Origin of the sequence: Microbacterium yannicii PS01 (genome assembly GCF_000304335.1) — a bacterium.
Classification (GTDB): Bacteria; Actinomycetota; Actinomycetes; order Actinomycetales; family Microbacteriaceae; genus Microbacterium; species Microbacterium yannicii_A.
This window is the reverse complement of record NZ_CAJF01000021.1, coordinates 51,835-77,875: the sequence shown is the minus strand read 5'-3', so window position 1 is coordinate 77,875 and position 26,041 is coordinate 51,835. Positions and strand designations below refer to the sequence as shown.

The 26,041-nt window shown below is 70.3% G+C and carries 26 protein-coding genes, 1 tRNA gene and 1 pseudogene; 15 read left to right on the top strand and 13 right to left on the bottom strand.

What is annotated here, in order from left to right:
* The 7 genes from WYM_RS20195 to WYM_RS12710 all read left to right on the top strand — a co-directional run.
* The coding region (locus WYM_RS20195; RefSeq protein ID WP_019181229.1) for a S8 family serine peptidase at positions 1–1,142 on the top strand (1,142 nt) is incomplete at its 5' end.
* Between the two features lie 33 nt (positions 1,143–1,175).
* Positions 1,176–2,600: an NAD(P)/FAD-dependent oxidoreductase gene (locus tag WYM_RS12735; protein WP_026059791.1), complete on the top strand. Its 1,425-nt coding sequence runs from the start codon at positions 1,176–1,178 to the stop codon at positions 2,598–2,600.
* Positions 2,601–2,650: 50 nt separating this feature from the next.
* Positions 2,651–2,724 (top strand) — tRNA-Leu (locus tag WYM_RS12730).
* A gap of 67 nt (positions 2,725–2,791) precedes the next feature.
* Positions 2,792–4,084, top strand: a complete 1,293-nt coding sequence (locus tag WYM_RS12725; protein ID WP_019181227.1) for an alanine racemase — start codon at positions 2,792–2,794, stop codon at positions 4,082–4,084.
* On the top strand, positions 4,081–5,409 hold the full coding sequence (locus WYM_RS12720) for a D-arabinono-1,4-lactone oxidase (protein WP_019181226.1): 1,329 nt from the start codon (positions 4,081–4,083) through the stop codon (positions 5,407–5,409). Before WYM_RS12725 ends, WYM_RS12720 begins: the two co-directional genes overlap by 4 nt.
* An 83-nt stretch (positions 5,410–5,492) precedes the next feature.
* Complete coding sequence (locus WYM_RS12715; RefSeq protein WP_019181225.1) at positions 5,493–6,059, top strand: LemA family protein; 567 nt, start codon at positions 5,493–5,495, stop codon at positions 6,057–6,059.
* A gap of 61 nt (positions 6,060–6,120) precedes the next feature.
* Positions 6,121–7,215, top strand: coding sequence for a DNA glycosylase AlkZ-like family protein (locus WYM_RS12710; protein ID WP_019181224.1), 1,095 nt, complete (start codon positions 6,121–6,123; stop codon positions 7,213–7,215).
* Positions 7,216–7,244: 29 nt separating this feature from the next.
* Here the strand turns inward: WYM_RS12710 and WYM_RS12705 are convergent, their stop codons facing one another.
* Positions 7,245–8,180, bottom strand: coding sequence for a hypothetical protein (locus WYM_RS12705; protein ID WP_019181223.1), 936 nt, complete (start codon positions 8,178–8,180; stop codon positions 7,245–7,247).
* A gap of 9 nt (positions 8,181–8,189) precedes the next feature.
* Entirely contained in the window at positions 8,190–9,509 is a 1,320-nt protein-coding gene (locus WYM_RS20190; RefSeq protein WP_051008128.1) for a winged helix-turn-helix domain-containing protein, read from the bottom strand.
* 136 nt (positions 9,510–9,645) lie between these two features.
* Between WYM_RS20190 and WYM_RS12695 the strand changes: the two genes are divergently transcribed.
* Positions 9,646–10,836, top strand: a complete 1,191-nt coding sequence (locus WYM_RS12695; protein WP_019181221.1) for an AI-2E family transporter — start codon at positions 9,646–9,648, stop codon at positions 10,834–10,836.
* Positions 10,837–10,856: 20 nt separating this feature from the next.
* Complete coding sequence (gene ilvA, locus WYM_RS12690) at positions 10,857–12,113, top strand: threonine ammonia-lyase (protein WP_026059790.1); 1,257 nt, start codon at positions 10,857–10,859, stop codon at positions 12,111–12,113.
* A gap of 51 nt (positions 12,114–12,164) precedes the next feature.
* Here the strand turns inward: ilvA and greA are convergent, their stop codons facing one another.
* The gene (gene greA / locus WYM_RS12685; protein WP_019181219.1) at positions 12,165–12,656 is read right to left on the bottom strand and encodes a transcription elongation factor GreA; all 492 of its coding nucleotides are present in this window, start codon (positions 12,654–12,656) and stop codon (positions 12,165–12,167) included.
* Between the two features lie 89 nt (positions 12,657–12,745).
* Entirely contained in the window at positions 12,746–13,189 is a 444-nt protein-coding gene (locus tag WYM_RS12680) for a DUF4307 domain-containing protein (protein ID WP_019181218.1), read from the bottom strand.
* Between the two features lie 104 nt (positions 13,190–13,293).
* Here WYM_RS12680 and WYM_RS12675 point away from each other — a divergent pair, with 104 nt between their 5' ends.
* Complete coding sequence (locus WYM_RS12675) at positions 13,294–13,599, top strand: hypothetical protein (protein WP_019181217.1); 306 nt, start codon at positions 13,294–13,296, stop codon at positions 13,597–13,599.
* A gap of 68 nt (positions 13,600–13,667) precedes the next feature.
* Here the strand turns inward: WYM_RS12675 and trhA are convergent, their stop codons facing one another.
* On the bottom strand, positions 13,668–14,411 hold the full coding sequence (gene trhA / locus WYM_RS12670; RefSeq protein ID WP_237739411.1) for a PAQR family membrane homeostasis protein TrhA: 744 nt from the start codon (positions 14,409–14,411) through the stop codon (positions 13,668–13,670).
* 132 nt (positions 14,412–14,543) lie between these two features.
* Here trhA and WYM_RS12665 point away from each other — a divergent pair, with 132 nt between their 5' ends.
* Entirely contained in the window at positions 14,544–15,329 is a 786-nt protein-coding gene (locus WYM_RS12665; protein WP_019181215.1) for an isoprenyl transferase, read from the top strand.
* Positions 15,330–15,365: 36 nt separating this feature from the next.
* A pseudogene (locus WYM_RS22235) lies at positions 15,366–15,458 on the top strand (isoprenyl transferase); the annotation flags it as partial.
* Positions 15,459–15,590: 132 nt separating this feature from the next.
* Here the strand turns inward: WYM_RS22235 and WYM_RS22230 are convergent.
* On the bottom strand, positions 15,591–15,911 hold the full coding sequence (locus WYM_RS22230; RefSeq protein WP_237739410.1) for a hypothetical protein: 321 nt from the start codon (positions 15,909–15,911) through the stop codon (positions 15,591–15,593).
* Between the two features lie 10 nt (positions 15,912–15,921).
* Between WYM_RS22230 and WYM_RS22225 the strand changes: the two genes are divergently transcribed.
* The 3 genes from WYM_RS22225 (at position 15,922) to WYM_RS12635 (ending at position 19,257) form a co-directional block, all read left to right on the top strand.
* On the top strand, positions 15,922–16,638 hold the full coding sequence (locus WYM_RS22225; protein WP_019181212.1) for an aminotransferase class V-fold PLP-dependent enzyme: 717 nt from the start codon (positions 15,922–15,924) through the stop codon (positions 16,636–16,638).
* A gap of 177 nt (positions 16,639–16,815) precedes the next feature.
* Complete coding sequence (locus WYM_RS12640) at positions 16,816–18,171, top strand: PhoH family protein (RefSeq protein ID WP_019181211.1); 1,356 nt, start codon at positions 16,816–16,818, stop codon at positions 18,169–18,171.
* A gap of 183 nt (positions 18,172–18,354) precedes the next feature.
* A complete protein-coding gene (locus WYM_RS12635; RefSeq protein WP_019181210.1) occupies positions 18,355–19,257 on the top strand; it encodes a hypothetical protein in 903 nt (300 codons plus the stop codon).
* Between the two features lie 106 nt (positions 19,258–19,363).
* Here the strand turns inward: WYM_RS12635 and WYM_RS12630 are convergent, their stop codons facing one another.
* Genes WYM_RS12630 through xseA form a run of 7 tightly spaced genes read right to left on the bottom strand, consistent with a single transcriptional unit; the run spans position 19,364 to position 25,956 of the window.
* Complete coding sequence (locus tag WYM_RS12630; RefSeq protein WP_019181209.1) at positions 19,364–20,020, bottom strand: response regulator transcription factor; 657 nt, start codon at positions 20,018–20,020, stop codon at positions 19,364–19,366.
* Positions 20,017–21,543 carry a sensor histidine kinase gene (locus tag WYM_RS21980; protein ID WP_019181208.1) on the bottom strand — a complete coding sequence of 509 codons (1,527 nt, stop codon included), beginning with the start codon at positions 21,541–21,543 and terminating at the stop codon, positions 20,017–20,019. The genes WYM_RS12630 and WYM_RS21980 overlap by 4 nt, the downstream gene beginning before the upstream one ends.
* A gap of 46 nt (positions 21,544–21,589) precedes the next feature.
* On the bottom strand, positions 21,590–22,999 hold the full coding sequence (locus WYM_RS12620; protein WP_019181207.1) for an aspartate ammonia-lyase: 1,410 nt from the start codon (positions 22,997–22,999) through the stop codon (positions 21,590–21,592).
* Between the two features lie 32 nt (positions 23,000–23,031).
* Entirely contained in the window at positions 23,032–23,697 is a 666-nt protein-coding gene (locus WYM_RS12615) for a carbonic anhydrase (protein WP_026059786.1), read from the bottom strand.
* Positions 23,698–23,702: 5 nt separating this feature from the next.
* Entirely contained in the window at positions 23,703–24,350 is a 648-nt protein-coding gene (locus WYM_RS12610) for a DUF4245 family protein (RefSeq protein ID WP_019181205.1), read from the bottom strand.
* Positions 24,350–24,598, bottom strand: a complete 249-nt coding sequence (locus WYM_RS12605) for an exodeoxyribonuclease VII small subunit (RefSeq protein WP_019181204.1) — start codon at positions 24,596–24,598, stop codon at positions 24,350–24,352. Before WYM_RS12605 ends, WYM_RS12610 begins: the two co-directional genes overlap by 1 nt.
* Complete coding sequence (xseA, locus tag WYM_RS12600) at positions 24,595–25,956, bottom strand: exodeoxyribonuclease VII large subunit (protein WP_019181203.1); 1,362 nt, start codon at positions 25,954–25,956, stop codon at positions 24,595–24,597. The genes WYM_RS12605 and xseA overlap by 4 nt, the downstream gene beginning before the upstream one ends.
* Between the last annotated feature and the right edge of the window lie 85 nt (positions 25,957–26,041).

Genomic DNA, 26,041 nt, shown 5'->3' with positions numbered 1-26,041 from the left:
GGCTCGCCGACTACGGGATCGAGCAGGCCTGGCAGACCACGCGAGGGGCGGGCTCGACGATCGCCGTCATCGACACCGGCATCGCCCGCGGCCCCGTGGAATTCGCCGGGGCAGTGGCAGACGGCACCGACGTATCGGGTGCCGGCTCCGCGGACGGGCGGACGCCTGTGGGGGCCGTCGACTCCGATCACGGCAGCTGGGTCGCCTCGCTGGCCGCGGGACGCGGCACCGGATCCGACACCGGCATGATCGGCGTCGCCCCGGAGGCGCAGCTGCTGTCGGTGTCGGTGGGCTTCGGCTCAGCGGCGACCCGGTCGTTCGCCGATCAGATCGCCGACGCGATCCGCTGGTCCGTCGACAACGGCGCCGACGTCATCAACATGTCGCTGACCACCAACGCGCCGGATTGGCCGCAGAGCTGGGACGACGCCTTCCTGTACGCCTACGAGAACGACGTGGTCGTGGTCGTCGCTGCCGGCAACCGCGCCAGTGGCACGACCCGAGTCGGTGCCCCCGCGACGATCCCCGGCGTCCTCACCGTGGCCGGCGTCGACCCGCAGGGCAACGCGAGCGTCAACGCCTCGACGCAGGGCATCACGATCGGAGTCTCGGCTCCCAGCGAGAAGCTCATCGGGGTGTCGGCCGACGGCCGGCTGGTGGTGTGGGACGGCACCAGCGGCGCGGCGCCCATCGTCGCGGGGGTCGCAGCGCTGGTGCGCTCGGCCCACCCGGATCTCGACGCCGACAACGTCATCAACCGGATCATCCGCACCGCGCGTCCCGCGTCCGGGCCGAAGGAGCTGTACGGGTACGGGCTGGTGGATGCCGGAGCCGCCGTCTCCGCATCGGTGGAGGCGGTGAGCGAGAACCCGATGGGCAGCCTCGAGGAGTGGGTGCGTCTTTACCGGCGCGCGCAGAGCGAGCCGCGGGCTGCGGAACCCGTTGCTCCGGTCGACATCCCCGCGCTGCCTCCCGCGGACACCATCGACCGTGCGGGATCGCCTCTGCTGCCCGACAGCGGAACCCTCCTGTACGGCACCCTGCCGCTCACTGTGGCCACAGCGGCGGCTATACTGGTGGCGCTCGGCGTCACCGCAGCTGTCCGACGCATCCGATTGGCGTCCCGCGCGCCGAGCCGCTGACACAGGAGGAGCCTCCAAACCGTGACCAACACCGTGCCCAAGATCCTCATCGTCGGTGGCGGATACGCAGGCTTCTACACGGCCTGGAAGCTGGAGAAGCACCTGCGCAAGGGCGAGGCCGACGTGACCATCGTCGATCCGCTGCCGTACATGACGTACCAGCCCTTCCTTCCCGAGGTGGCCGCCGGCTCGATCGAGGCCCGTCACTCGGTCGTGGCGCTGCGCCGCCACCTCAAGCGCACGCGCGTGGTCGCTGCGAAGGTGACCGGCATCAACCACGCGAACAAGGTCGCCACGATCACGCCGATCGTCGGCGACCCGTACGAGTTCGAGTACGACCAGATCGTCGTGACGGCCGGCGCCGTGTCGCGGACCTTCCCGATCCCCGGCATCGCCGACAACGCGATCGGACTGAAGACGATCGAAGAGGCGGTCGCGATCCGCGACAAGCTGATGTCGAACTTCGACAAGGCGTCCGTGCTGCCTCCGGGGCCCGAGCGCGATCGCCTGCTCACCGTCGTGGTCGTGGGCGGTGGCTTCGCGGGCATCGAGGTCTTCGCCGAGCTCCGGTCGCTGGCGTCGTCCCTGGTCAAGAGCTACCCCGAGCTCACGTTCGACGACACCCACTTCCACCTCATCGAGGCGATGGGGCGCATCATGCCCGAGGTCTCGCTCAAGACCAGCGAGTGGGTGCTGAAGAACCTCGCCCAGCGTGGCGCGTCGGTGCACCTCGACACGCAGGTCACCGGCGCGGTGGACGGGAACGTCGAGCTGTCGACGGGCGAGGTCATCCCGACCGACCTGATCATCTGGACCGCCGGCGTCATGGCGAACCCCACGGTGGTTCGCGGCGGCGACCTTCCCGTCGAGGAGCGCGGCCGTATCCGCACGCGCACCGACCTGCGCGTCGGCACCGAAGAGGAGTTCGTCGAGGGCGCCTGGGCCGCCGGTGACGTCTCGGCCGTCCCCGATCTGTCGGGCGGCGGCGTCGGCGGCTACTGCGTGCCCAACGCGCAGCACGCGGTGCGTCAGGCCAAGCTGCTCGCGAAGAACCTCGTGGCCGTCCTTCGCGGCGAGCTGCCGCGCGAGTACTTCCACAAGAACCTCGGCGCCGTCGCGGGCCTCGGCGTGGGAGTCGGTGTCTTCCAGTCCGGCAAGCTCGCGCTCAAGGGACCGATCGCCTGGCTCGCGCACCGCGGCTACCACGGCCTCGCGATGCCCTCGTGGGAGCGCAAGTGGCGCGTGCTGTTGGGCTGGTGGAACAACTTCTGGCTCGGTCGCGACCTCGTGAACCTGTCGACCGTGCAGAGCCCGCGCTACGTCTTCGAAGAGTTCGCGGCACGCCCGCGTCCGGCGCAGCCGGCTGTGACACCGCCGGCGGTGCCGCGGGAGCAGGGCAAGAAGGCCGACCAGCCCGAGCAGGTCGAAGCCGACAAGAAGGTGGCCGCGGGCCGCTGACGTGTCGCGCTGACCGGTAGCGTGGAGGCGTCGGCGACGTCCGTCCCGGCGCCCCCGTAGCCCAATCGGCAGAGGCAGGCGACTTAAAATCGCTGCAGTGTGGGTTCGAGTCCCACCGGGGGTACTGCGCTTGGCGTGTATTCCCGTGGCTCTAGGCTGGAGCCCATGCGCGCCCACCCGAAGCGGGTCGAATGAGCCTCGACCTGCTGCCCCTCGCCACGTCGACGGCGGCAGCGCCGAACGGTTCCCGCACGCCGGCCCGGCCGTGGGACGACCCGCACTCGTACTGGGACGCGATGACCCGCGCGGTCTCCGCCGTCAGCGGGCCGGTGGCCGCCTTGCACGTGGATGCGCTCAGGTACAACGCGCTCGACATGGTGGTGCGCGCCGGCGGCGTGCCGATCCGCGTGGCGAGCAAGTCCGTGCGCGTGCGCGCCGTCCTCGACGCGGTGCTGGACCTGCCGGGATACCGCGGCATCCTCGCCTTCACCCTTCCCGAGGCGCTGTGGCTCGCCACGCCCCGGGAGGGCGCGCGCGCCCACGACGACATCGTCCTCGGCTACCCGACGGCCGACCGCGCGGCCCTGGCTGCCTTGGCCGCCGACGAGACGGCCGCCGCCCGGATCACCCTGATGGTCGACGATCTGGCGCAGCTGGACCTCATCGACGCCATCGCCGCACCGGCCGCACGCGCCGAGATCCGCATCGCGATCGACGCCGATGCCTCGTGGCGGGCACCGGGCCTCGGGCACATCGGCGTGCTGCGCTCTCCCGTGCACGAGCCCGGCGAGGTCGCGGCGCTCGCCCGCGCCATCACCGCGCGACCCGGCTTCCGGCTGGTGGGGCTCATGATGTACGAGGCGCAGATCGCCGGGCAGGGCGATGCGACCGGGGCGGGCGATGCCGTCATCCGGTGGATGCAGCGACGCTCGGCGGCCGAACTGCTCGATCGGCGCGCAGCGATCGTCGCGGGGCTGCGCGACATCGCGCCGCTGGAATTCGTCAACGGCGGCGGAACCGGTTCGCTGGAGCTGACGGCATCCGATCTCGCGGTCACCGAGCTCACCGCGGGCAGCGGCCTGCTCGCCGGTCATCTCTTCGACGGCTACCGGGTCTTCGATCCCGCCCCGGCCGCCGCGTTCGCCCTGGACGTGGTGCGCAGACCCGCCCCGGATGTGGTTACGGTGCTCGGCGGCGGGTGGATCGCCTCGGGTCCCGCCGTCGATTCGCGACAGCCCGCGCCGGTCTGGCCCGCCGGGCTGCGCACGGCGCCGCGCGAAGGTGCCGGCGAGGTGCAGACGCCGCTGCGGGGAGAGGCCGCGCGCGACCTGCGGGTGGGGGACCGCGTCTGGTTCCGGCATGCCAAGAGCGGTGAGCTCGCCGAGCGTGTGGAGCACTACCATCTCGTCGATTCGCGCAGCGGCGCGAACGAGGCTTCCCGGACCCTGCCGACCTACCGCGGCGAGGGGAAGGCGTTCCTGTGACCCGCCCGGGCGGCACATGGCGCAACTGGAGCCGTTTCGAGCGGGTCCGTCCGCAGCGGGTCGAGTATCCCCGGAGCATCGAAGCGGTGCAGCGAGCGGTCAGCGCCGCGGCAGCGCGCCGGATGCCGATCAAGGCCGTCGGGGCGGGACACAGCTTCACCGGCATCGCCGTCGCGCCCGGCGTTCTGCTCGAGCTGCCGGATCTGAGCGGGCTCGTCGGCGTCGACGTCGAGCGCGGGCGGGTGACGCTTCTGGCCGGGACACGGCTCCACCGGATCCCAGCCCTCCTCGCCCCGTACGGCCTGGCGATGGAGAACCTCGGCGACATCGACCGGCAGTCCATCGCCGGCGCGATCTCGACCGGCACCCACGGCACCGGCGCCCGCTTCGGCGGCATCGCCACGCAGGTCGTCGGTGCGACGCTGGTGACGGCATCGGGCGAGCTGCTGCGCGTCGGCGCCGGTCGCAACGGCGAGATCGAGAACGCCGAGCTGCTGCCGGCCGTCGCGCTCGGCCTCGGCGCGCTCGGCATCCTGGTCGAGGTCACGCTGCAGTGCGTGCCGGCATTCGTGCTCCACGCCGTCGAGCGGCCCGAGCCGCTCGACGATGTGCTGTCACAGCTCGACGAGCGCGTGAGCAGTGCCGATCACTTCGAGTTCTACTGGTTCGCGCACACCGACCGCGCGATGACCAAGACGAACACCCGGCTTCCCGAGAGCGCGCCACGGCATCCTCTGTCTCCCGTGGGGAAGTGGGTCGACGACCGGCTCGTGGGCACCCTCCTGCACCAGGCCGCCTGCAGCGTCGCCCGCGCGGCTCCCGTCACCATCCCGACCATCAACCGTCTGTCGGTGCGGCTGTGGGGAGATCGAGAATTCACGGATGCCTCGAACCGCGTCTTCGCGACGGACAGGTCGGTGCGCTTCCGCGAGATGGAGTATGCGCTGCCCGCCGACCAGGTGCGCCCCGCCTTCGACGCCGTGCGCGCGCTCGTCGACGAGCGCGGCTGGCGGATCTCGTTCCCGGTGGAGGTGCGCTTCGCCGCGGCAGACGACGTCTGGATGTCCACAGCGCACCGCCGGCCGACCGGCTACATCGCGGTGCACCGCTACTGGCGCGACGATCCGGCCGAGTACTTCGACGCCGTCGAGGAGATCATGCTCCGCCACGGCGGCCGGCCGCACTGGGGCAAGATGCACTCGCTCGGCGCCGACGCGCTGCGTGCGCGGTACGAGCGCTTCGACGACTTCGTCGCTCTCCGCGACCGGCTCGACCCCGATCGACTCCTGCGCAACCCCTACCTCGATCGCGTTCTCGGTGGGTAACGACTGAGAGTCCTGATCGGAGGCTCATTCCATCGCGGGGCCGGTAGCTAGTATGAGGGTCACACCTCGAACGGAGTCTCGGTATGGAATGGCTGATCGCGGTCATCATTGTGGTGGCGCTCGTGCTGATCGCCGGCATCTACCTGTGGGCCACATACAACTCGCTCGTGCAGCTGAATGTGCGCGTAGACGAGGCGTGGAGCGACATCACGGTGCAGCTGAAGCGGCGGGCAGACCTGCTGCCGAACCTGATCGAGTCGGTGAAGGGGTACGCCGCCCATGAGAAGGCGGTGTTCGAGAACGTGACGAGGGCGCGCGCCGAGACCCTCACTGCCGCCGGTCCTGCCGACGCCGGTGTCGCGGAGGGCCATATGCAACAGGCCCTGAAGTCGCTGTTCGCGGTGGCCGAGGCGTATCCGCAGCTGCAGGCGAGCCAGAACTTCCTTCAGCTGCAGCAGTCGATCGTCGACACCGAAGACAAGATCCAGGCGTCACGTCGCTTCTACAACGGCGGGGTGCGCGAGCTCAACACCAAGATCAAGGTGTTCCCGAACAACATGTTCGCCCGCAATCTCGGCTTCCACGAGCGCGAGTTCTTCGAGGTCATCGACGGAGCGGCCATCTCGGAGCCGCCGCGGGTGCAGTTCTGAGCCTGCCTCTTTGAGGGGCGTGCGCACGAGGGATGTCGCGGCCGGACGCTAACGTCGGTCCATGGCTCATCGGCTTTCCCGCGAAGAGGCGCGCCGCGTCGCCGTGCGCGCACAGCTGCTGGCTGCCGAGCGTCCCGCCGGCATCGTCGAGACGATCGACGCGCTGACGATCGTCAACATCGAGCCCACCGCCGCGATCGCGCCCAGCGCCGACCTGATCCTCTGGAGTCGACTGGGCTGGCCCTACCAGCCGGCCGATCTCGTCCGGCTCGTCGAAGAGGATCGCGCGATCTTCGAGTGGGGCGGCTTCTATCGGACGATGGCCGATCTCCCTCTCCTCCTGCCCGAGATGCGCCGGCGGCCGCAGTCGGCGCAGGCGCGCGAGTGGCTGACCGCGAACGACCGGTTCCGGCGAGACGTTCTGGATCGCCTGCGTGCCGAGGGTCCGCTGCGCCCGACCGAGATCCCCGACACCGCCCAGGTGTCGTGGCGCTCCTCCGGGTGGACCAACAATCGCAACACCCTGCAACTGCTCGAGATGCTGGTGCTGCGCGGCGAGGTGGCCATCTCCTCCCGGGACTCGTCCGGCAGACTGTTCGACCTCGCCGAGCGGGTGTATCCCGCTGACCTTCCCGACATCTCGGCCCAGGATGCTGCTCGCGAGCGCGCCGAACGCCGCCTGGCATCGTTCGGGCTGGCGCGGGCGAAGGGCATCGCGCAGCCCTTGGAGCCGATCGACGTCGGAGAGGTGGGAGAAGAGGCTCTCGTGGACGGCGTCGACGGCGTGTGGCGCCTGGACCCCGGGTGGCTCGAGGGCTTGAACGACGTCGCACCGCGAACGGCCCTGCTGTCGCCGTTCGACCGGCTGGTGTTCGACCGGCGGCGCCTCGAGGAGATCTTCGGGTACGAGTACCTGCTCGAGATGTACAAGCCCGCCGCCCGCCGCCGCTGGGGGTACTTCGCGCTGCCGATCCTCCACGGCGACCGGTTCGTCGGCAAGCTGGATGCCAAGGCCGATCGCAAGGCCGGCGTGCTTCGCGTCTTCGCCATCCACGAGGATCGGCCGTTCACGGACGAGGTCGCCGCCGCCGTGGACGCCGAGGTCGCCGATCTCGCGCGGTGGCTGGGTCTCGAGGTACTCGACGGTCGTCACTGAGCCGTGTTCCTCGTCCGCGCCCGTGGTGATCAATGCACGGTGAGCAGCATCTCGTCGCCCGACAGTCGCAGCGTGCCCCGGAGGGACCAGTCATCGGCCCGGTAGGTGAACGCCCCGGGGGTTCCCTCGCGGGTGCGGCCGGTGGCGGTCGCCACGATGATGCCGCCGGTGGCCGCGAACGACGCGGCATCGGGGGAGAGCGTCACGGCGGGGAGCCCTTCGATCCGGAAGGCGATCCGCTCGAGCTCGGCGAGGTCGGCCGCCCAGGGAACGACCAGTCCGCAGTTGTCGGGCACCGCGGTCGCAGGCTCGGCGCAGGCCTGGGCGTAGGCGTCGAGCTGCTCCTGGGCTCGACCGGTCGCGTCGGGCGTCAGCGAGGCCGTGACCTCGATCTCTACCGGCGCCCCGGCACCGACAGCGACCTCAGTCTCGCCCTCGACGATGCTGCGGGGCGCGGCGGCGGCGACGTAAGCAGCTGGAAGCAGCGCCACCGTCTGCCCGGTCGGGACCAGCGCGTCGCCGATCCAGACGGCGGGAAGGGCCGCTCCGCCCTCCAGCTGTGCCTCGACCGTCGCCGACGCGAGGTAGTCGCCCCCCAGGACCCAGGCGCCGTCACCGCCGCGGGCGAGCCGGAACGACACGTCGACACGCTCGCCGTCGATGCTCGCCGTGGCGTCCACTGCCACGGCGCCGTCCTGCCCCTCGCGCATGCGGTCGATCGTCGCATCCTCGACGAATCCGGCGTCGGTGAAGGCGGCCGAGAGGATCCGTTCCCCGTCGTCGTCCAGACGGTCGTCGCGCATCGACATGATCGTGTCGATGTCGCCCTCCGAGAGGGCGGACAGGTAGGTGCGAGCTGCGTCCTCGGCGGAGGGTGGGCGCGTCATCAGGAACCACGCCGCGCCGGCGCCGCCGACGACGAGCGCCGAGGCGACGACGATGCCGATCACCGCTGCCCGCTTCACCTCTCGAGGCTAGCTCGGGAGCTGTTCGGCGGCGAGCTCGATGGACTCGGTGTCGCCGTTTCCCGATTCGGCGCTCGCGACGCCGGGACTTCCGGCACCGGCATGGTGGCGGCGTGCCGCCGGCATCGCGCCAGCGAGGTCGTCGGTCGCATCTCCCCAATACGAGACGGAGACGGACTCGAGGCCCTGCCAGTCCGCGGCCAGTCGGAGTTCCGCCGCCACGCGGGCGGCAGCATCCGCCGGAGCACCGCGTTCCCACCACGCCGACTGCACCAGCAGAGCGGAGCCGGCTCGATCCGCCTTCAGGTCGACCCGGCCGACGATGCCGTCGCCGACGAGCACCGGGAGGGAGTAGTAGCCGAAGCGCCGCTTGTGCGCCGGCGTGTAGATCTCGATGCGGTACTCGAAGTCGAACAGTCGCTCCGCACGGTCGCGGAACCAGACCACCGGATCGAAGGGAGTGAGGATCGCGGCCGCATCGACCCGTCGCGGAATCGCCGCGTCGTCGTGGAGCCACGCCTTCGCCGGCCGCCCCGAACTGGTCCAGCCCTCGACGGAGACCGGATGGAGTTCGCCGCTGTCGGTGAGATCGCCGATGGCGGCCAGAACAGCCTTCCGGTCGTTGATCCGCCAGTAGTCGGCGAGATCGGCCGCGGTCGCCACCCCAGAGGCTCGTGCGGCGCGGCGCACGAGCTCGCGGATCGCCTCCTCGGCACTGATCGTCACATCCAGCGCTTCGGCAGGGAGGACCTGCTCGGCGAGGGCGTACCGTCGCTCGAAGCCGCGCCTGCCCGCGATGGCCACCTCGCCGAAGAGCCACATGTACTCCAGGGCGTGCTTGACGACATCCCAGTCCCACCACGGCCCGCGAGCGCCCTTCTTCGCGTCGTGCTCGATCTGCGCGGGTCGCAACGGACCCCTGTCCGCCAGCTCGGCGCGCACCCAGTCGACGATGTCGCGATGCGTGTCGAACCAGCCGCCCGGCTTCGACCCGTACTTCGCGCGCATCGCGTCCATCCGGAAGCGGAAGAGCCCCCAGTCGGTCGCGGGGACGAAGGCGGCCACATGCGCCCAGTACTCGACGTACGGCGGTCGGCGGGCGAACAGCAGACGATCGAGGGCCGCGGTGTCGTACGCACCGACGCGAGAGAACAGGGGCATGTAATGCGATCGTGCGAAGACGTTGACCGAGTCGATCTGCAGCGTCGCCATACGTGCGAGAGCGCCGTTGAGGTGGCGCGTGCCGGCACTTTCCGGGCGCGCCCGGCCGAAGCCTTGAGCGGCCAGGGCGACGCGGCGAGCCTCCGCCGCACTGAGGGACGACTTCACGCGGTCAGCCTAGCCAGCCCCGCAGACACGGCGTTTCCCGAGGCCCCGCACCGGGACCCACGCGAGTGGGGGTACGGCCACCACGCACGGCCCGTTCCATGACTGCCACGGCATGCGACGCGCCTAGACTGACGGGATGAGCGGCTCCGACGACAAGCCTCGCGGCTCGCTGTTCGACGCCCTGCGCGACCGTCGCCGGGTCGTGTCCACCGACCTGTCGGAATCGATCCCGTCCGGCCTGCGGGTCGCAACGGCGTACTCATGGCGATTCCTGGTGGTCGCTGCGGCCATCGGCGTCGCGATCTGGCTCGTGATCCAGCTCAAGCTGCTGGTCATTCCGCTCCTCGTGGCCATTCTCGTGACGGCGTTGCTGTGGCCGGCGTTCTCGTTCATGCTCCGTCACCGCGTGCCGCGGTGGCTGGCCATCCTCGTGTCGGTCATCGGCACCGTCGCGATCGTCACCGGATTGCTCTGGCTGGCGGTCTGGCAGATCACCCGGCAGTGGTCCTCGGTCCGCGACCGCACGGTCGAGGCGATCGAGGAGTTCCGCCAGTACCTCGTCGACGGTCCGCTCGACCTCAGCGAGACCCAGATCGACGATCTGCTCGCGCAGGGGTGGGCGTTCGTGCAGCAGCAGGCCGAGCTGCTGTGGACGGGAGCACTCGCCATCGGCACGACTCTCGGTCACTTCGCGACCGGTGCCATCCTCGCCCTCTTCATCCTGCTGTGCCTGCTCGCCGACGGCGCCGGCATCTGGCGCTGGGTGCTGCGGCTGTTCCCCAAGAGGGCGCGTCCGGCCGCCGACGGCGCCGCGCGCTCCGGCTGGCTCACCGTGGTGAACTACGCGCGCACCCAGCTGCTGGTCGCCACGATCGACGCCGTGGGCATCGGGCTCGGAGCGTTCCTGCTGGGAGTCCCGCTCGCCGTACCCGTCGCGGTGCTGGTCTTCCTCGGCGCCTTCGTTCCCATCGTCGGTGCCGTCGTGACCGGTGCGGTGGCGGTCTTCCTCGCCCTCGTCTACAACGGCCCGTTGATCGCGCTGTGGATGCTGATCGTCGTCCTCGGCGTGCAGCAACTCGAGGGCCACGTGCTCCAGCCGCTCCTCATGGGATCCGCGGTCAAGGTCCACCCGCTCGCCGTCGTGCTCGTGGTCGCCGGCGGTGCCATGATCGGCGGCATCCCCGGCGCCCTCTTCGCGGTGCCCCTCGCCGCCTTCGTGAACGTCGTCGCCGTCTACATCGGCCAGCGAGCGTGGGAGACCGGTGCGAGGCCCACCGGCGACCTCATCTGGAACACCGTCCCGCGGCCGAGGAGAACTCACCCGTGAGCACCACCACCCCGCCCCCCGTGCGCGACAGCGCAGCGAACCCGGCAGCCTCCGTCGCGCCGACTCTTCAGGATTTCGAGGACGCCGCCGCGGCCCTCGCCGGCGTGATCGCGGACACGCCTCTCGATAAGTCGCAGCACCTGTCCGACCTGCTGGGCGTGCCCGTCCACCTCAAGCTCGAGAACCTGCAGCGCACCGGATCGTTCAAGATCCGCGGCGCCACCTACCGCCTCTCGCGCCTGACCGCCGAGGAGCGGGCGCGCGGGGTCGTGGCCGCTTCCGCGGGCAATCACGCACAGGGAGTCGCGCTGGCCGCCAAGGCCCTCGGCATCCCGGCGACCATCTTCATGCCGCTCGGGGTTCCCGTGCCGAAACTCCTCGCCACCCGTGGCTACGGTGCGGACGTGGTGCTGGAAGGGGCGACCGTGGAGACCCCGTTGCGGCTCGCGGCCGATTTCGCCGCCCGCACCGGCGCTGTCTTCATCCATCCGTTCGACCACGCCGACGTCATCGCCGGACAGGGGACGCTGGGCCTGGAGCTCATGGATGCGGTGCCCGATCTCGACACCGTGGTGCTGGGCATCGGGGGTGGCGGACTGATCGCCGGCGTCGCGGCCGCCGTCAAGGCGCGCGCCGCGGCCGAGGGCCGCTCGGTGCGCGTGATCGGGGTACAGGCCGAGAACTCGGCGGCGTATCCCGCATCGCTCGAGGCGGGGCATCCGCTCGACGTCGCCACGAAGCCGACGATCGCCGACGGCATCGCGGTGGCGCGGCCGGGCGATCTTCCCTTCCAGATCATCCGCGAGTTCGTCGACGAGGTCGTCACCGTGACCGAGGACGACATGGCCCGCGCGCTGCTGGTGCTTCTCGAGCGCGCCAAGCAGGTCGTCGAGCCGGCGGGCGCGGTGGGGGTCGCGGCGATCCTCGCCGGCAAGATCCGCGCGACGGGACCGACGGTGACGGTGCTGTCGGGCGGCAACATCGACCCGCTGCTGCTGCAGCGCGTCGTGGCGCACGGGCTGGCGGCATCCGGTCGCTACATGACGCTGCGGATTCCGCTGCCGGACCGTCCCGGTCAGCTGGCCCGGGTGTCGGAGCTGCTGGCGCTGGCGGGCGCGAACGTCATCGAGGTGCTCCACACCCGGCATGGCCAGGGCCTGCAGATCAGCGAGGTGATCCTGCAGCTGAGCGTCGAGACGCGCGGAGAGGAGCACCGCGCCCACGTGATCTCGGTGCTGGGTGAGGCCGGCTACGAGCCGACGGTCGTCGAGGACTGAGCGGGGTCCTCGTGGGGAGGGGGAACGATCCGGGCCGATGCCCGGACCCGCTCACTGCCCGTTGTAGGTCTCGACCTTGACGATCTCGACGGCGATCTCGCGGCCGTTCGGGGCCGTATACGACGTCTTCTCGCCCTCTTCGCGTCCGAGGATGGCGGCGCCGAGGGGAGAGGCCTCGCTGTAGACGTCGAGCTCGGAGCCGACCGCGATCTCACGGTTGCCGAGCAGGAACACCTCTTCGCCGCCGGCGACGATCGCGGTGATCACGGTGCCCGGCTGAACCACACCGGTGCTCTGCGGGGCCTCGCTGACGGTCGCCGTCTTCAGCAGGTGCTGCAGCGTGCGGATGCGCGCCTCCTGCTTGCCCTGCTCGTCCTTCGCAGCGTGGTAGCCGCCGTTCTCCTTGAGGTCGCCTTCCTCGCGTGCGGCTTCGATGCGCTTGGCGATCTCCTCGCGCCCCGTGGTCGAGAGGTGCTCGAGCTCGGCGGCGAGGCGGTCGTAGGCGTCCTGGGTGAGGAAGGTCTCGGGGGCGTCGTTCGACACGGCTGACTCCTTCGGTCGGCGGAGGCGACGATAAACCGAACGCCCTGGCTCTCGGCCAGGGCGCGGTTATCGACTGCGGTTCCGACAGACTACGCCAGAGGAGCGAGGGGAGGCAAAACACCCCCGGCAGCGGACTCCGCAGGGAGCACCCAGCACGAGTTGACGAAGCCGGTCGTGGCCAGGGCGGTGGTCGGGATGACCTCGCGGAGGGCGCGAGAGTGCAGATCGGATGCCTCGACCTCCACGATGCGCCAACCCACGACGCCATGGTCCTCGTCCTGCGCCTCGATCGCGCAGGCGACGGCACGGCCCGGGGGCGCGGTGATCTGGAACGCGAGCTCGACCGCGTGCTCGTCGACGACCTCGAATCCCGTCGTATCGGCGTCGACCGTGTCGAGCGAGCCCTGGACGGTGAACCAGCCGAACAGCGCCACGATTCCGATCGCGAACAGGATGCCGATGCCGATCACCCAGCGCCGGCCGGGGGAGCGGCGGCGGCCGTACCGCTCGTCGAGCATGTCCTGCGTCGTCATATCGGGTTCCGTCGGAAGATTAGGCTGGAGCTCCAGGCTATGCGCTTCCGCGCTGCACGCCGACATCCGGACCCGCCCGCCGCTCGGGCAGAACGAGGACACCCATGCACGACGTGCTCGCCGCCCTGGCCGGTGCTGCGGCGACTCCGACGCCGACGCCGCAGGTCGATCCCGACCTCGTCACACCGGGTCCTTGGGGATTCGCCGTCATCGCGCTGCTGGCCCTCGTCGTGATCTTCCTGGTGTGGGACATGATGCGCCGCATCCGCCGCGGTCGCGTGCGGGCAGACATCGACGAGCAGCTCGAGGCCGAGGCTCAGGCGCAGCGTGCGACGGAGGCGACCGAGGTCGACGACCAGGACGTCGATGCGGCCGACGGCGACCCCCAGGGACCGCCCGCGCGACCCTGACGGCGGGCCGCGAGCTCGGCTCGGGCCGGAGGGTCGTAGCCGGGCGATGAGGCGTGGCGCCCGTTCGGTCAGCCCGGCAGTCCCAGTGACGGCGACAGCGGGTCGAGCGCGATCAGCAGGCACGCCGTCCAGTGGCACAGGAACGCCAGCACGGTGCACACGTGGAAGATCTCGTGGAAACCGAAGTGCCCGGGCCACGGGTTCGGCTTCTTCACCGCGTACACGATCGCGCCCCCGGTGTAGAGCAGTCCGCCCACGATGACCAGGACCATCATGATCTCGTTCGCGAGGAACAGATCCACCATGTACATGACCGCGGCCCAGCCGAGCGCGAGGTAGAGCGCGACGTACAGCCATCGCGGTGCGTTGATCCAGAAGACGCGGAACAGGATGCCGATGAGCGCTCCGCTCCAGACCACGACGAGCAGCAGGGCACCCTTGCCGGGGGGCAGGGCGAGCGTCGCGATCGGCGTGTAGGTGCCGGCGATGAGCAGCAGGATGTTCGCGTGGTCGATGCGCTTGAGCACCGCCCTGGTCTTCGGCTTCCAGTCGAACCGGTGATAGAGCGCCGAGTTGCCGAACAGCAGCAGCGACGTCGCCATGAAGACCGCCGCAGCCCATTTCGCCGGTGCGCCCTGCGCGACCGCGATGAGCACGATCCCCGCGACGATGGCGACCGGGAATGTGGCGGCGTGGATCCAGCCCCGCCAGCTCGGCTTCAGCTCGGGATTCGCGGCGTCGACGGCCGCGGCATCCATGAGCGGCAGCACGGGGACTTCGGGGGTGTGCGAGGTGCGTCCGCGGCGGCTCATCGTCCCAGGCTAGGGGGCGGCGCATGCCCGCGGGGGCACATGCGCCGTCCTCGCCCGGAAGGTAGGGTGCGCGGATGCCGCCGCCCGACGTGAGCGTGGGGAGCCTGCCCCATGCGGGGGTAGCGTAGGGGTGTGGCGCGCGCTTCGTCGAACGAGGGAAGAGGACCCCTCTATCGCCTCTACATCACCCGCCTGCGGCGTCGGCTGGACCCCGACACCGTGCCGCGGCACCTCGCGATGATGATCGACGGCAATCGCCGCTGGGCCCGGCAGCTCGGGTTCGACTCCGCGGCGCACGGACACCGCGCAGGGGCGGCCAAGATGCGCGAGTTCCTCCGGTGGTGCGACGATGTCGGCATCCGCGTCGTCTCGCTCTACCTGCTATCGAACGACAACCTGCGCAAGCGTGACTCGCGCGAGCTCGAGGACCTGATCGAGATCATCGCCGAGCTCGCCGACGAGGTGTCGCACGAGCGGGACTGGCGGGTGAAGCACGTGGGTCGCGCGGACGCCCTGCCGGCCGACCTGGCCCGGGTCCTCTCCGACGCCGAGCAGCGCACGCGGAACCATCCCGGTCTTCACGTGAACCTCGCGGTCGGGTACGGCGGTCGCGGCGAGATCGTCGACGCCGTCCGCAGCATCATCGCCAAGCACGACGAGGAGGGCGGGTCACTGGAGGAACTGGCCGCCAGCCTGACCCCGGAGCAGATCGGCGAGCACCTCTACACCGGAGGTCAGCCCGACCCCGACCTCGTGATCCGCACCTCCGGCGAGCAGCGACTGAGCGACTTCCTGCTGTGGCAGAGCGCGCACTCCGAGTTCTACTTCGTCGAAGCACTCGGTCCCGATCTGCGTGAGGTGGATTTCCTTCGCGCGATCCGTGATTTCGCGTCGCGAGATCGCCGGTTCGGCAGCTGAGTCGGCGCTCGCCTCGTGCTCACTCCGAGATTCTCCTTCGTCGAAGCACTCGGCCCCGATCTGCGCGAGGTGGATTTCCTTCGCGCGATCCGTGATTTCGCGTCGCGAGATCGCCGGTTCGGCAGCTGAGGCCGAGCTCTCGACGACCGGCACGAGCGGAGCGACGCACTCTGCCAGAATGACGGCGTGGATCTGGATTCCTACGTGGCCTCGTTCGACGGAGAGCCGGGGTACCTCGACTGGGCCGCGTTCGGACCGCTCTCACCCGCGGTGCGCAGCGAGATGCAGGCCGACACCGAGCTTCTCGGCTCCGGACGCGCCAGCAGCATCGCCCTCGTCGCCGATCACGTGCGCGAGGCCCGCGAGCTCGTCGCCGAGCTGATCGGGACGACGGATGCCTCCCACGTCGTCCTGCAGCCGTCGACGACCTACGGGCTCATGCATGCGATCTACGGGCTTGCCGGCGGTCTCATGGTCGGTCGCGGCGAGTTTCCGAGCCTGACCGTCGCCGCCACGCGCGCCGGCGGATGCGCTGGGCTCGATCCAGCTGCAGTGGCTGGAACCCGAAGACGGCTTCATCACCCCGGATGTCGTGCGGGAGGCGCTGACGGACGACACGCGCGCGCTCGCCGTGAGCCTCGTCGACTTCCGCACCGGGTATCGCGCGGATCTTCCGGCCCTTCGCGAAGTGCTCGGCGATCGGCTGCTGATCGTCGACGCGATCCAGGGGTTCGGTGTCGCCGACGTGGACTACAGCGCCGCCGACGTGGTGTGCGCACACGGCTACAAGTGGCTGCGCGCGGGTCGCGGCACGGGGTTCGCGTGGTTCGGCGATCGTGCCCTGGAGCGGATCGCGCCCATCCTGTCGGGATTCGCCGGGGTGGACGGCGACCTGCCGGTCGACGCCGTGCCCGCGCCGTCTCCCTCGGCGCAGGCGTTCGCCGTCGCAGGCTTCGACACGCTGGCCGCGGCGCGTCTCGCCGCCGCGCTCCGCGACGTGGCGACGGTGGGCGTCCCGTCGATCGAGGCGGAGCTTGCAACACTCACGGCGGACGTGATGTTCTTCGCCGACCGATACGAGGTGCCCGTCGTGACGCCGCGCGATCCCGAGCGGCGCGCGGGCATCGTGACACTTGCGCCCGCGCCACAGGATGCCGCGCCGCTCGGCGCGTCGCTGGCGAATCACGGGCTCACCGTCACCGCCCGCGGGGGACGGATCCGCGTCGCGCCGCACGTCGGCACCGGCGCCGACACGCTGCGCCTCTTCGGCGACGCGCTGGCCGCGTTCTCTGCGGCTCGGGTCTGGTGATCTGAAGTTCATCAAGACGACACGATCCTGTGCGTGTCGTGCGCACCGGATGTCGGCGGGCGGACGTACGTTCATCACATCGGGCAAGGCGCCCCTTCGAGTCGGCCTTTCGGAAACGACTCGTGACCCTGGTCGACTCGTGACTGCCGGGTTCTCCACCCGGGGCGGGAGTGGGTTGTGACCACACGAGCACCACACAAGCAGCGCAGTCAGGACCTCGAGCAGATCGAGGGGAACGACCAGGATCTTCGCACCTACGTGCTCGACACGTCCGTGCTGCTGAGCGATCCGCGGGCGTTCTTCCGGTTCGCCGAGCACAGTGTCGTCATCCCGGTGGTGGTGATCACCGAGCTCGAGGGCAAGCGCCACGATCCTGAGATCGGCTACTTCGCCCGCCAGGCGCTGCGTCACCTCGACGAGCTTCGGGTCGAGCACGGCCGGCTCGACTTCGCGGTCCCCGTCGGCGAGGGCGGCACCCTGCGCGTGGAGTTGAACAACACCGACGCTTCGGTGCTCCCGTCGGGAATGCGCCTCGGAGACAACGACAGCCGCATCCTTGCCGTTGCGATGCACCTGGCCCAGGACGGGCAGGAAGTGACGGTGGTCTCGAAGGACCTGCCGATGCGCGTCAAGGCGGCGTCTCTCGGCGTCTCTGCCGAGGAGTACCTCGCCGAACAGGCGGTCGACTCAGGCTGGACCGGGATCACCGACCTCGACGTGTCGGGCGACGACGTGAGCGATCTCTACGAGAGCGAGGTCGCCGTCAGCGAAGACGTCCGGGGTCTGCCCGTCAACACCGGACTGATCATCCACTCCGAGCGCGGCTCTGCTCTGGGCAGGGTCGTCGGCGACGGCGAGTTCCGCCTGGTCCGCGGCGACCGTGAGGTCTTCGGTCTGCACGGACGCTCCGCTGAGCAGCGCATCGCGATCGATCTGCTCCTCGATCCCGAGGTCGGCATCGTGTCGCTGGGCGGGCGAGCCGGCACCGGCAAGTCGGCGCTCGCCCTCTGCGCCGGCCTCGAAGCCGTGCTGGAGCGCCAGCAGCAGCGCAAGATCATCGTCTTCCGCCCGCTGTTCGCCGTCGGCGGCCAGGAGCTCGGCTACCTGCCCGGCGACCAGGCGGAGAAGATGGGGCCCTGGGGTCAGGCCGTCTTCGACACGCTGGGATCGGTGGTGTCGACGAACGTCCTCGAAGAGGTGATGGAGCGCGGCCTGCTCGAGGTGCTGCCGCTCACCCACATCCGCGGGCGCTCGCTCCACGACGCCTTCGTGATCGTCGACGAGGCGCAGTCCCTCGAGCGCAACGTGCTGCTGACGGTCCTGAGCCGCATGGGCCAGAATTCGCGGGTGGTCCTCACCCACGACGTCGGTCAGCGCGACAACCTTCGGGTCGGTCGCCACGACGGCGTGGCTTCGGTCATCGAGACGCTCAAGGGCCACGGCCTGTTCGGGCACGTGACTCTCACGCGCTCGGAGCGTTCGGCCATCGCCGCTCTGGTGACCGACCTCCTGGAGGCTGGCGAGCTCGCCTGATCCGAAGTGAACGACGGGCCGGGATGCCGATGGCGTCCCGGCCCGGTCGTGTCCGGCAGTCGCCTGCGCGGCGCGGGCCCGCACCGGCGAATGAGAAGAGTCTCATGGGTTGTCGCGGTTGCGGCATGTCGCCGTCTGTCACGATGGGGGAGGGCTCAGTTCCATGCCCGCGGATGGAGAACGATGGTGGACGCACGAGCGCGGCTCGCGATGGGTGGCGTGACCACCGTTGCCGCGAGCGCCGCCGTCATCTGCCTCGTCGCCTTCACGAACTCTGCGGTGCTGGCCGATTCCGAGGGCTCGACGGTCGCAGCGCCCCGTGTCGTCGTGCCGTCCACGGGTTCGGCCGCCCCTGCGGCCGAAGCGCTGCCCGAGGGGACGACGACCATGGTGGTGCCCGAAACCGTGCAGGCTCCCCACCCTGTGGTGGTCGCGGAGCCGCGCGTGAACGAGCCGCAGACACCCGTGCCGGCGGTTCCCTCCGACGATGCTTCGGGACCGGGATTCTCTGCGGAGCCCGACGAGGCCGTCGCCGCTGCCGCGGCTTCCGGCCGGTGGGATGAGGTGCGCGCGTGGGCGCTGGCGCACGGCTGGTCTCCCGGGCGAACTGACGCGTGGATCTCGCGCCTTCAGGACGACGCTGCCGTCCCGTCGCTCGCCGACGACGAGAGCGGCGTCGGGGGCAAGCCGGGCGCAGCCGAACTGGTGCAGCTCGGCGACTCCGAGCGGGTGGCTGTCGAGCCGCCGAAGCGGGGCAATGGCAAGCAGCCGGCGAACATGAATCGTTCTCAGTTGCGCCCCGGCCCGTCGCCGGTGCCGAGCCCGTCGTCGACACCCGACCCGGCGCCGGGCCCCGGTCGACCCGAGGCCCCGATTCCGGCGCCTCCCGCGGATGACGTCACCGTCGACCCCGGTGAGCCGTCGCCTCCTGCATCCGAGCCTGCGACGAGACCGTCGCAGCGCCCCGAACATGCGGGCCCGCCCGCTCAGACTCCGCCCCAGGTCCGCTGCAGCGAGAGACTCGAACGCGCGCGCAACGGCTCGGACAAGAATCAGTCGCGCGATTCCCCCAAAAGGCGCGGCTGACAACGGCCGGATCCCCCAGTCCGGCCTTTCCCAGCCCCCGGCGTCCCCCAGCGCCGGGGGCTTCCCCTTTGCGCGTTGACGGCAGGTGTCGCGATCCGGCGCCCGGTCACTCCCAGCGGTAGCCGGCTCCGCGCACGGTCACGATGTGGTCCGAGCCGAGTTTGCCCCGAAGGTAGCGGACGTAGACGTCCACGACGTTCGAGCCGGGGTCGAAGTCGAGCCCCCAAACGCGACTGAGCAGCTGCTCGCGGCTGAGGACCCGCCCCGGATTGCGCAGGAACTGCTCGGCGAGGGCGAACTCGCGAGCCGAGAGGTCGACCTCGCGACCCGCCACCGTCGCGCGGCGCGCGAGGACATCGAGCACGACGTCGTCGTGCGAGATCGAGACGCCGGGCTGCGGCACGGTCTCTCGCAAGCGGGACCGCACGCGAGCCAGCAGCTCTTCGAAGACGAACGGCTTGCTGACGTAGTCGTTCGCGCCCGCGTCCAGTCCCTCCACGGTGTCGCGCGTGCTGGATCGGGCGGTGAGCATGATGACGGGAATGACGGAACCCCGAGCGCGCAGCTCGCGCAGCACCTCGAACCCGTCCATCGTCGGCAGGCCGACGTCGAGCAGCACGAGATCGGCGTCGCCGCGCAGCGCGACCGCGAGCCCCTCTGCTCCGTCCTCGACCACCACCGTCTCGTATCCGGCCGACACGAGGCCTCGGCTGACGAAGGCCGCGATGCGCGGTTCGTCTTCCACGATCAGGATCTTCGTCACGCGGAAGCCTCTCGTTGCAGCACGACGTCGCCGGCGCGGACGGGTGCCGGCAGATCGGGTTCGACCGGAGGAAGGTGGATCGTGAAGGTCGCGCCGCCTCCCTGAGTGTCGGTCACGGCGCACGAGCCGCCATGACCTTTCGCGATCGCGTCCACGATCGCCAGACCCAGGCCGGATCCGCCGACGGAGCGCTTGCCATGGGCGCGGTCGAATCGGCGGAAGATGCGGTGCCGGGATGCCGGCGGAATGCCGGGGCCGTGGTCGCGCACCCACAGGCGTGCGCCAGCCGCATCGAGGGAGCTGCCGATCTCGATGGGTGATCCGGCGGGCGTGTACTTCGCCGCGTTGTCGGCCAGCTGCACCCAGGCCTGCAGCAGTCTGTCCAGGTCGCCGGCCGTCATGCCGCTCGCCTGCGCCTCCACGGTCCACACGTGGCCCGGGATCACGGCGACGAGCTCGCCGACCCGCGTGGTCAGCTCGGCGAGGTCGACCTCGGTCATCGTGTACGACTCGCCTTCGACGGCAGCCAGGAGATCGATGTCCTCAACGAGGCGGGCGAGCCGGTCGAGCTCGGCGATCCCGATCTCGCGCGCCGACGCCACGTCCGTCGCATCGCGCGGGTTCATCAGCTCGAGGTGCCCACGCACGATCGTGATGGGAGTCTTCAGCTCGTGGCGGACGTCGTCGAGCAGCTGACGCTGGCCGTCGACAGAGCCCTCGAGTCGGTCCAGCATCGAGTTGACGGTGCGCGACAGGTCGGCGATGTCGTCGTTGCCCTGTGGTGACAGCCGCAGCGACAGGTCGGTGATCGAGATCGCGTCCGCCGTCTCGCGGAGATGCCGGATGGGGGAGAGGAGGCGCCCGGTGACGAACCAGCCGACGACGGCGATCGCAGCAAGCACCACGAGCGCGGCGACCACGTAAGTCGTCATGGCGATGGTGACGGGCTGCAGCTCAGCGCTCAGATTGATCGCGCGGACGTAGAGGCCGTGCCGAGGGTCGCTGGGCATGGTCACGGGGATGGCGATGTACTTCAGTGCGCCATGGTCGGTGACCGCTGTTCCCTCCTTGGTCCGGCCGGAGGCGGTCTCATCGACGACGCGCTCGAGAAAGGCTTCGTCCTTTGAGATATCGAAACCCGAGAGTGTCCGGGGGAGCCAGCGGGCCTCGCCGTCGATCAGGCCCAGCGATGCCTCGTTGCGTGCCGGGACGAGCCGAGCCACGACGGCCTCCAGGTATCCGTCGATGGTGGTGTAGTCGCTGGGATCCACGACATCCGTCGCCTCTGCCGCCGGAGTCGCGTCGCGCACTTCCGGGGGAATCTCTTGGACGTCCGCGTCCGCCGCCAGCGCCTGAAGAGCCTTCACCTGGCTTTCGAGGCGTTCTTCGACGCCCCTCACGACCCCTTCACGCTGCACCCAGAACGTCACACTGCCCACGATGGCCAGACCGACGCACGCCACAGCGAGGATCGCCGCAAGGATGCGGACGCGCGCGGGGATGGGGCGGGAAGAGCGGGCCACGTCCTGATTATCCCGCCGCAGGGCCGGTTCCGGCACCGATCCCGGATCAGCCCGGGTGCGTCATGGAGAGCAGGTCGAGCTTCTCGTCGAGCTGCTCCAGCGTGACCTCGCCTCGCTCCACGAAGCCCAGGTCGATGACGGCCTCCCGAACGGTGATGCCCTTGGCGACCGAGTGCTTGGCGATCTTCGCCGCCGATTCGTAGCCGATGAGCTTGTTCAGAGGCGTCACGATCGAGGGCGACATGCCGGCGTAGGCGGCCGCCCGCTCGACGTTGGCCTGAAGGCCGTCGATCGTCTTGTCGGCCAGCAGGCGCGATGCGTTGGCGAGCAGCTCGATCGACTCGAGCACCGCCGTGCCCATCACAGGGATCGCGACGTTCAGCTCGAACGATCCCGACGCGCCGGCCCACGCGACCGTCGCGTCGTTGCCGATGACGCGCGCGCACACCATGAGCGTGGCTTCGGGGACGACGGGGTTGACCTTGCCGGGCATGATCGACGACCCGGGTTGCAGGTCGGGGATGTGCAGCTCGCCGAGGCCGGTGTTGGGGCCGGATCCCATCCACCGCAGGTCGTTGTTGATCTTGGTGAGCGAGACGGCGACGCTGCGGAGGGCTCCGGATGCCTCGACGAGGCCGTCACGGTTGGCCTGAGCCTCGAAGTGGTCTTTCGCCTCGGTGATCGGCAGCTCGGTGTCGGCGACGATGAGCTCGATCACGCGCTGCGGGAAGCCGAGCGGGGTGTTGATCCCGGTGCCGACGGCGGTGCCGCCCAGGGGGACCTCGGCCACGCGGGGAAGGACGGCCTGCACACGCTCGATGCCCAGGCGGATCTGGCGGGCGTAGCCGCCGAACTCCTGGCCGAGGGTCACGGGTGTGGCGTCCATCAGGTGGGTGCGGCCCGACTTCACGACGGTCTTCCACGCCTCGGCCTTGGCTTCGAGCGCGACGGCGAGATGGTCCAGTGCCGGGATGAGGTCGTCGATGATCTCCTGGGTGACGGCGATGTGCACCGAGGTCGGGAAGACGTCGTTCGAGGACTGCGAGGCGTTGACGTGGTCGTTCGGGTGCACCGTCGAGCCGAGCGCCTGCGTTGCGAGCGTCGCGAGGACCTCGTTCATGTTCATGTTCGAGGATGTGCCGCTGCCGGTCTGATAGACGTCGATCGGGAACTGATCGGCGTGCTCGCCGGCGATGATGAGGTCGGCGGCGCCCGCGATCGCGTCGGCGATGGCGCCGTCCAGCGTGCCGAGCTCCTTGTTGGCGAGTGCCGCGGCCTTCTTGATGCGCGCGAGGGCGACGATCTGCGCCGGTTCGAGCGGGTCACCCGAGATGGGGAAGTTCTCCACCGCGCGCTGGGTCTGGGCGGCATAGAGGGCGTTCTTCGGAACGCGCACCTCTCCCATGGTGTCGTGCTCGATGCGGTACTCGATGTCGGTCACGTCGTTGTTCCTCATGTCTCGGTACGGGCGGTGGTTCTGGGATCTTGTCAGGCGGGTTCGGCGATCCCGACGATCACGTCGGGGACCGCCGTGCCCTCGGCGAGCCGGTAGTTGGCGCCCACGATGGCCAGGCGGCCGTCGGCGACGGCGTCGCTGATCAGCTCGGAGGAGTGGAGCAGCTCGCCGACGGTGTCGCGCAGATGCTCGCGCCCGACCTCTTCGGCGTCGATCGTCGTCGACGTCGTGCCGTCGACCGCGGCGGCGCGCTGGACGCGGCGCACCGCGGGGACGATCGGCGAGATGAGGCGCCAGATGTGCGGGGGAAGGGGCGCCGCGTCGGCATCGGTGCTCTCGATGGCGGCGCGCACCGCGCCGCACTCATCGTGCCCGAGGACCACGATGAGCGGCACCTCCAGGACGGCGACGGCGTACTCCAGGCTGCCGATCACCGAGTCCGAGATGACCTGGCCGGCGTTGCGGACGACGAACAGATCGCCCAGTCCTTTGTCGAAGATGATCTCGGCGGCCAGCCGCGAGTCGGAGCAGCCGAAGAGAGCTGCGCGCGGGCGCTGTCCGCCGGCGAGCTCGTTGCGGCGGTCCACATCCTGCCGGGGGTGGCGCGGCTCGCCGGCGACGAATCGGGCATTGCCTCGCTGCATCTCGTGCCACACCTTCGCGGGCGTGCTCGTGGACTCGGCTTCGGACGCTGACATGGTGGTCACTCGGTCTCCTCCCGCAGCGCCGCGATGTCGTCCGACACGGAGGTCGCGGCGGCCTCGAGCTTCGCCTCGTCGGCCAAGCCGTAGATCAGGATCGTGTCGGGACCGGCCGGCGCGGCGAGCGCGACCGAGATGTTGCCGGTCCGGGCCGGGTCCAGCTGATAGCGGTCCCACTGGATGCCGTCGATGGTGACGGTGTCTTCCGGCGCCGAGCCCGACAGCACACGCGTCGCCCATGACTCATCGGCGTCGAAGCCCTGCGCGATGCGCAGGAACCCGCGCTCATCCTCGTCCGAGGGGGCGTACACGATGGTCCAGGCCCGAACCGAGCCGTCGCCCTCGATCGTCGCGCGATTGACCGTCCAGTCATCCGACATGGCCGGCGCGATGACCGTGCGGCCCTCCGAAGCGGAGATGCGCTCCGCGGTGGCCGCGACGTCGATGGGCTCCCGCTCGGGCGGCGTGCCGCGCGGCACAGCGAAGATGACCACGATGACCACCGCCAGCGTCGCCAGCAGCGCCGCGATGAGATTGCGGGTGTTCTGGCTCGAGCGGTAGATGCGAGACGACTCCGCCTTCCGGGCCGCCGTCTCGTCCGGTGTCTCGGGGCGGCCGAGCTCGGCGACGACGCGCTGATCGCGCGCCATCAGGCCGCGCCGCCTTCGCCGGCGTCCATGGTCGACGTGCCGCGGGCGGCATCGAGACGCCGCTTGGCGCCGAGCAGCCACTCCTCGCAGCGTGCCGCGAGGGCTTCGCCGCGCTCCCAGAGGGCGAGCGAGTGCTCGAGGGTCGGTGCGCCCTGCTCGAGTTCGGCGACGACGCGCACGAGCTCGTCGCGGGCCTGCTCGAATGACAGCGACGCGACGTCGGTCACGGCGCCGCTGGACTCGGTCATAGCTCCCAGTCTACTTCTGAGCGGGACCGGCCCTGCGTCCCGCCCTCGTCCTCCTGCCGGTTCGTGCGATGCGAACCGGCCGCGCCGTCCTCGGCGATGGGGCCTTCGGAGCGGGCGGCGAAGGAGCCTTCGCCGACCGTCACCACGACCGCGGTGGATGCCGGAGCCTGCGCCGCGTCCCGCACGATGACGCCGTCGGCCAGGTGCGCGATGGCGTAGCCGCGGGCGAGTGTCGATGCGGGGGAGAGGGCGCGCAGGGTGGCGCGCAGCTCGGCGGCGCGACGACCCTGCACGTCGAGCGCACGGCCGACCCGGTCGCGCCCGCGCGCCACCAGCAGCTCGATCTCGTGCGCCCGGGAGGTGAGCAGCGTCTCGGGAGTGCGCAGTACCGGGCGTGAGCGGAGCTGCTCGAGCTGCGCGATGTCATGGGTGACGCGGTGGGTGAGGCGCGAAGTCAGGCGTGAACGGAGCTGCGCGACGACCGCACGCTGCTCGGCGACATCCGGAACGACGCGCTTGGCCGCATCGGTCGGCGTCGAGGCGCGGAGATCGGCCACATGGTCGAGGAGAGGGTGATCGTTCTCATGGCCGATGGCGCTGACGACGGGAGTGGATGCCGCGGCCACCGCCCGCAGCAGCCGCTCGTCGCTGAAGCCGAGCAGGGTCTGCGGGTCGCCGCCGCCGCGGGCGATGACGATGACATCGACCTCGGGTGCGGCGTCCAGCGCCTTCAGCGCCGCGATGGTCTCCGGCACGCAGCGGTCGCCCTGCACTGCCGCGTACTTGGTGCGGAACCGCACCTGTGGCCAGCGCAGCTCGGCGTTGCGGTGGACGTCTTTCTCGGCATCCGAGTTCTCGCCGGTGATGAGGCCGATGACGTGGGGGAGGAACGGCAGCGGCTTCTTGCGCGCCGGGTCGAAGAGGCCTTCAGACCTCAGCTGCACGCGCAGCCGCTCGAGGCGCTCCAGCTGGTCACCGAGGCCGACGTGGCGCATGGCCGAGACTCCGAAGCTGAAGTCGCCGGTCTTGCTGAAGTAGTCGGCCTTGACGCAGGCGATGACGTGGTCGCCGACCTTGAGGTCACCGGGCAGGCGGTCGCGGGTCGACGACCAGATGCGGAACGAGATCGTGGCATCGGTGACCAGGTCTTTGAGACGGCCGAAGACGTTTCCGCCGCGCTGGTTCCATCCCGTGATCTCACCCTCGACCCAAACCGAGCCCCAGTTCTGGATGAAGCCGCGGATGGTGTCGTTCAGGCGAGCCACCGACGTCGGCGCCTGGGGCGTGGAGTCGCGGGGCTTCACCGAGTCGGCGGGCGGCGGCTCTCCGGGGAGCACCTCGGGCTGGAAGGTCGTCATGCGGTCCTTTCATCCCGTCGACGGCGGGTACGTGACGCGCGGAGCCTGCGTTCAGGGGCCGCCCGTAGACTCGTGGGGTGAGCAC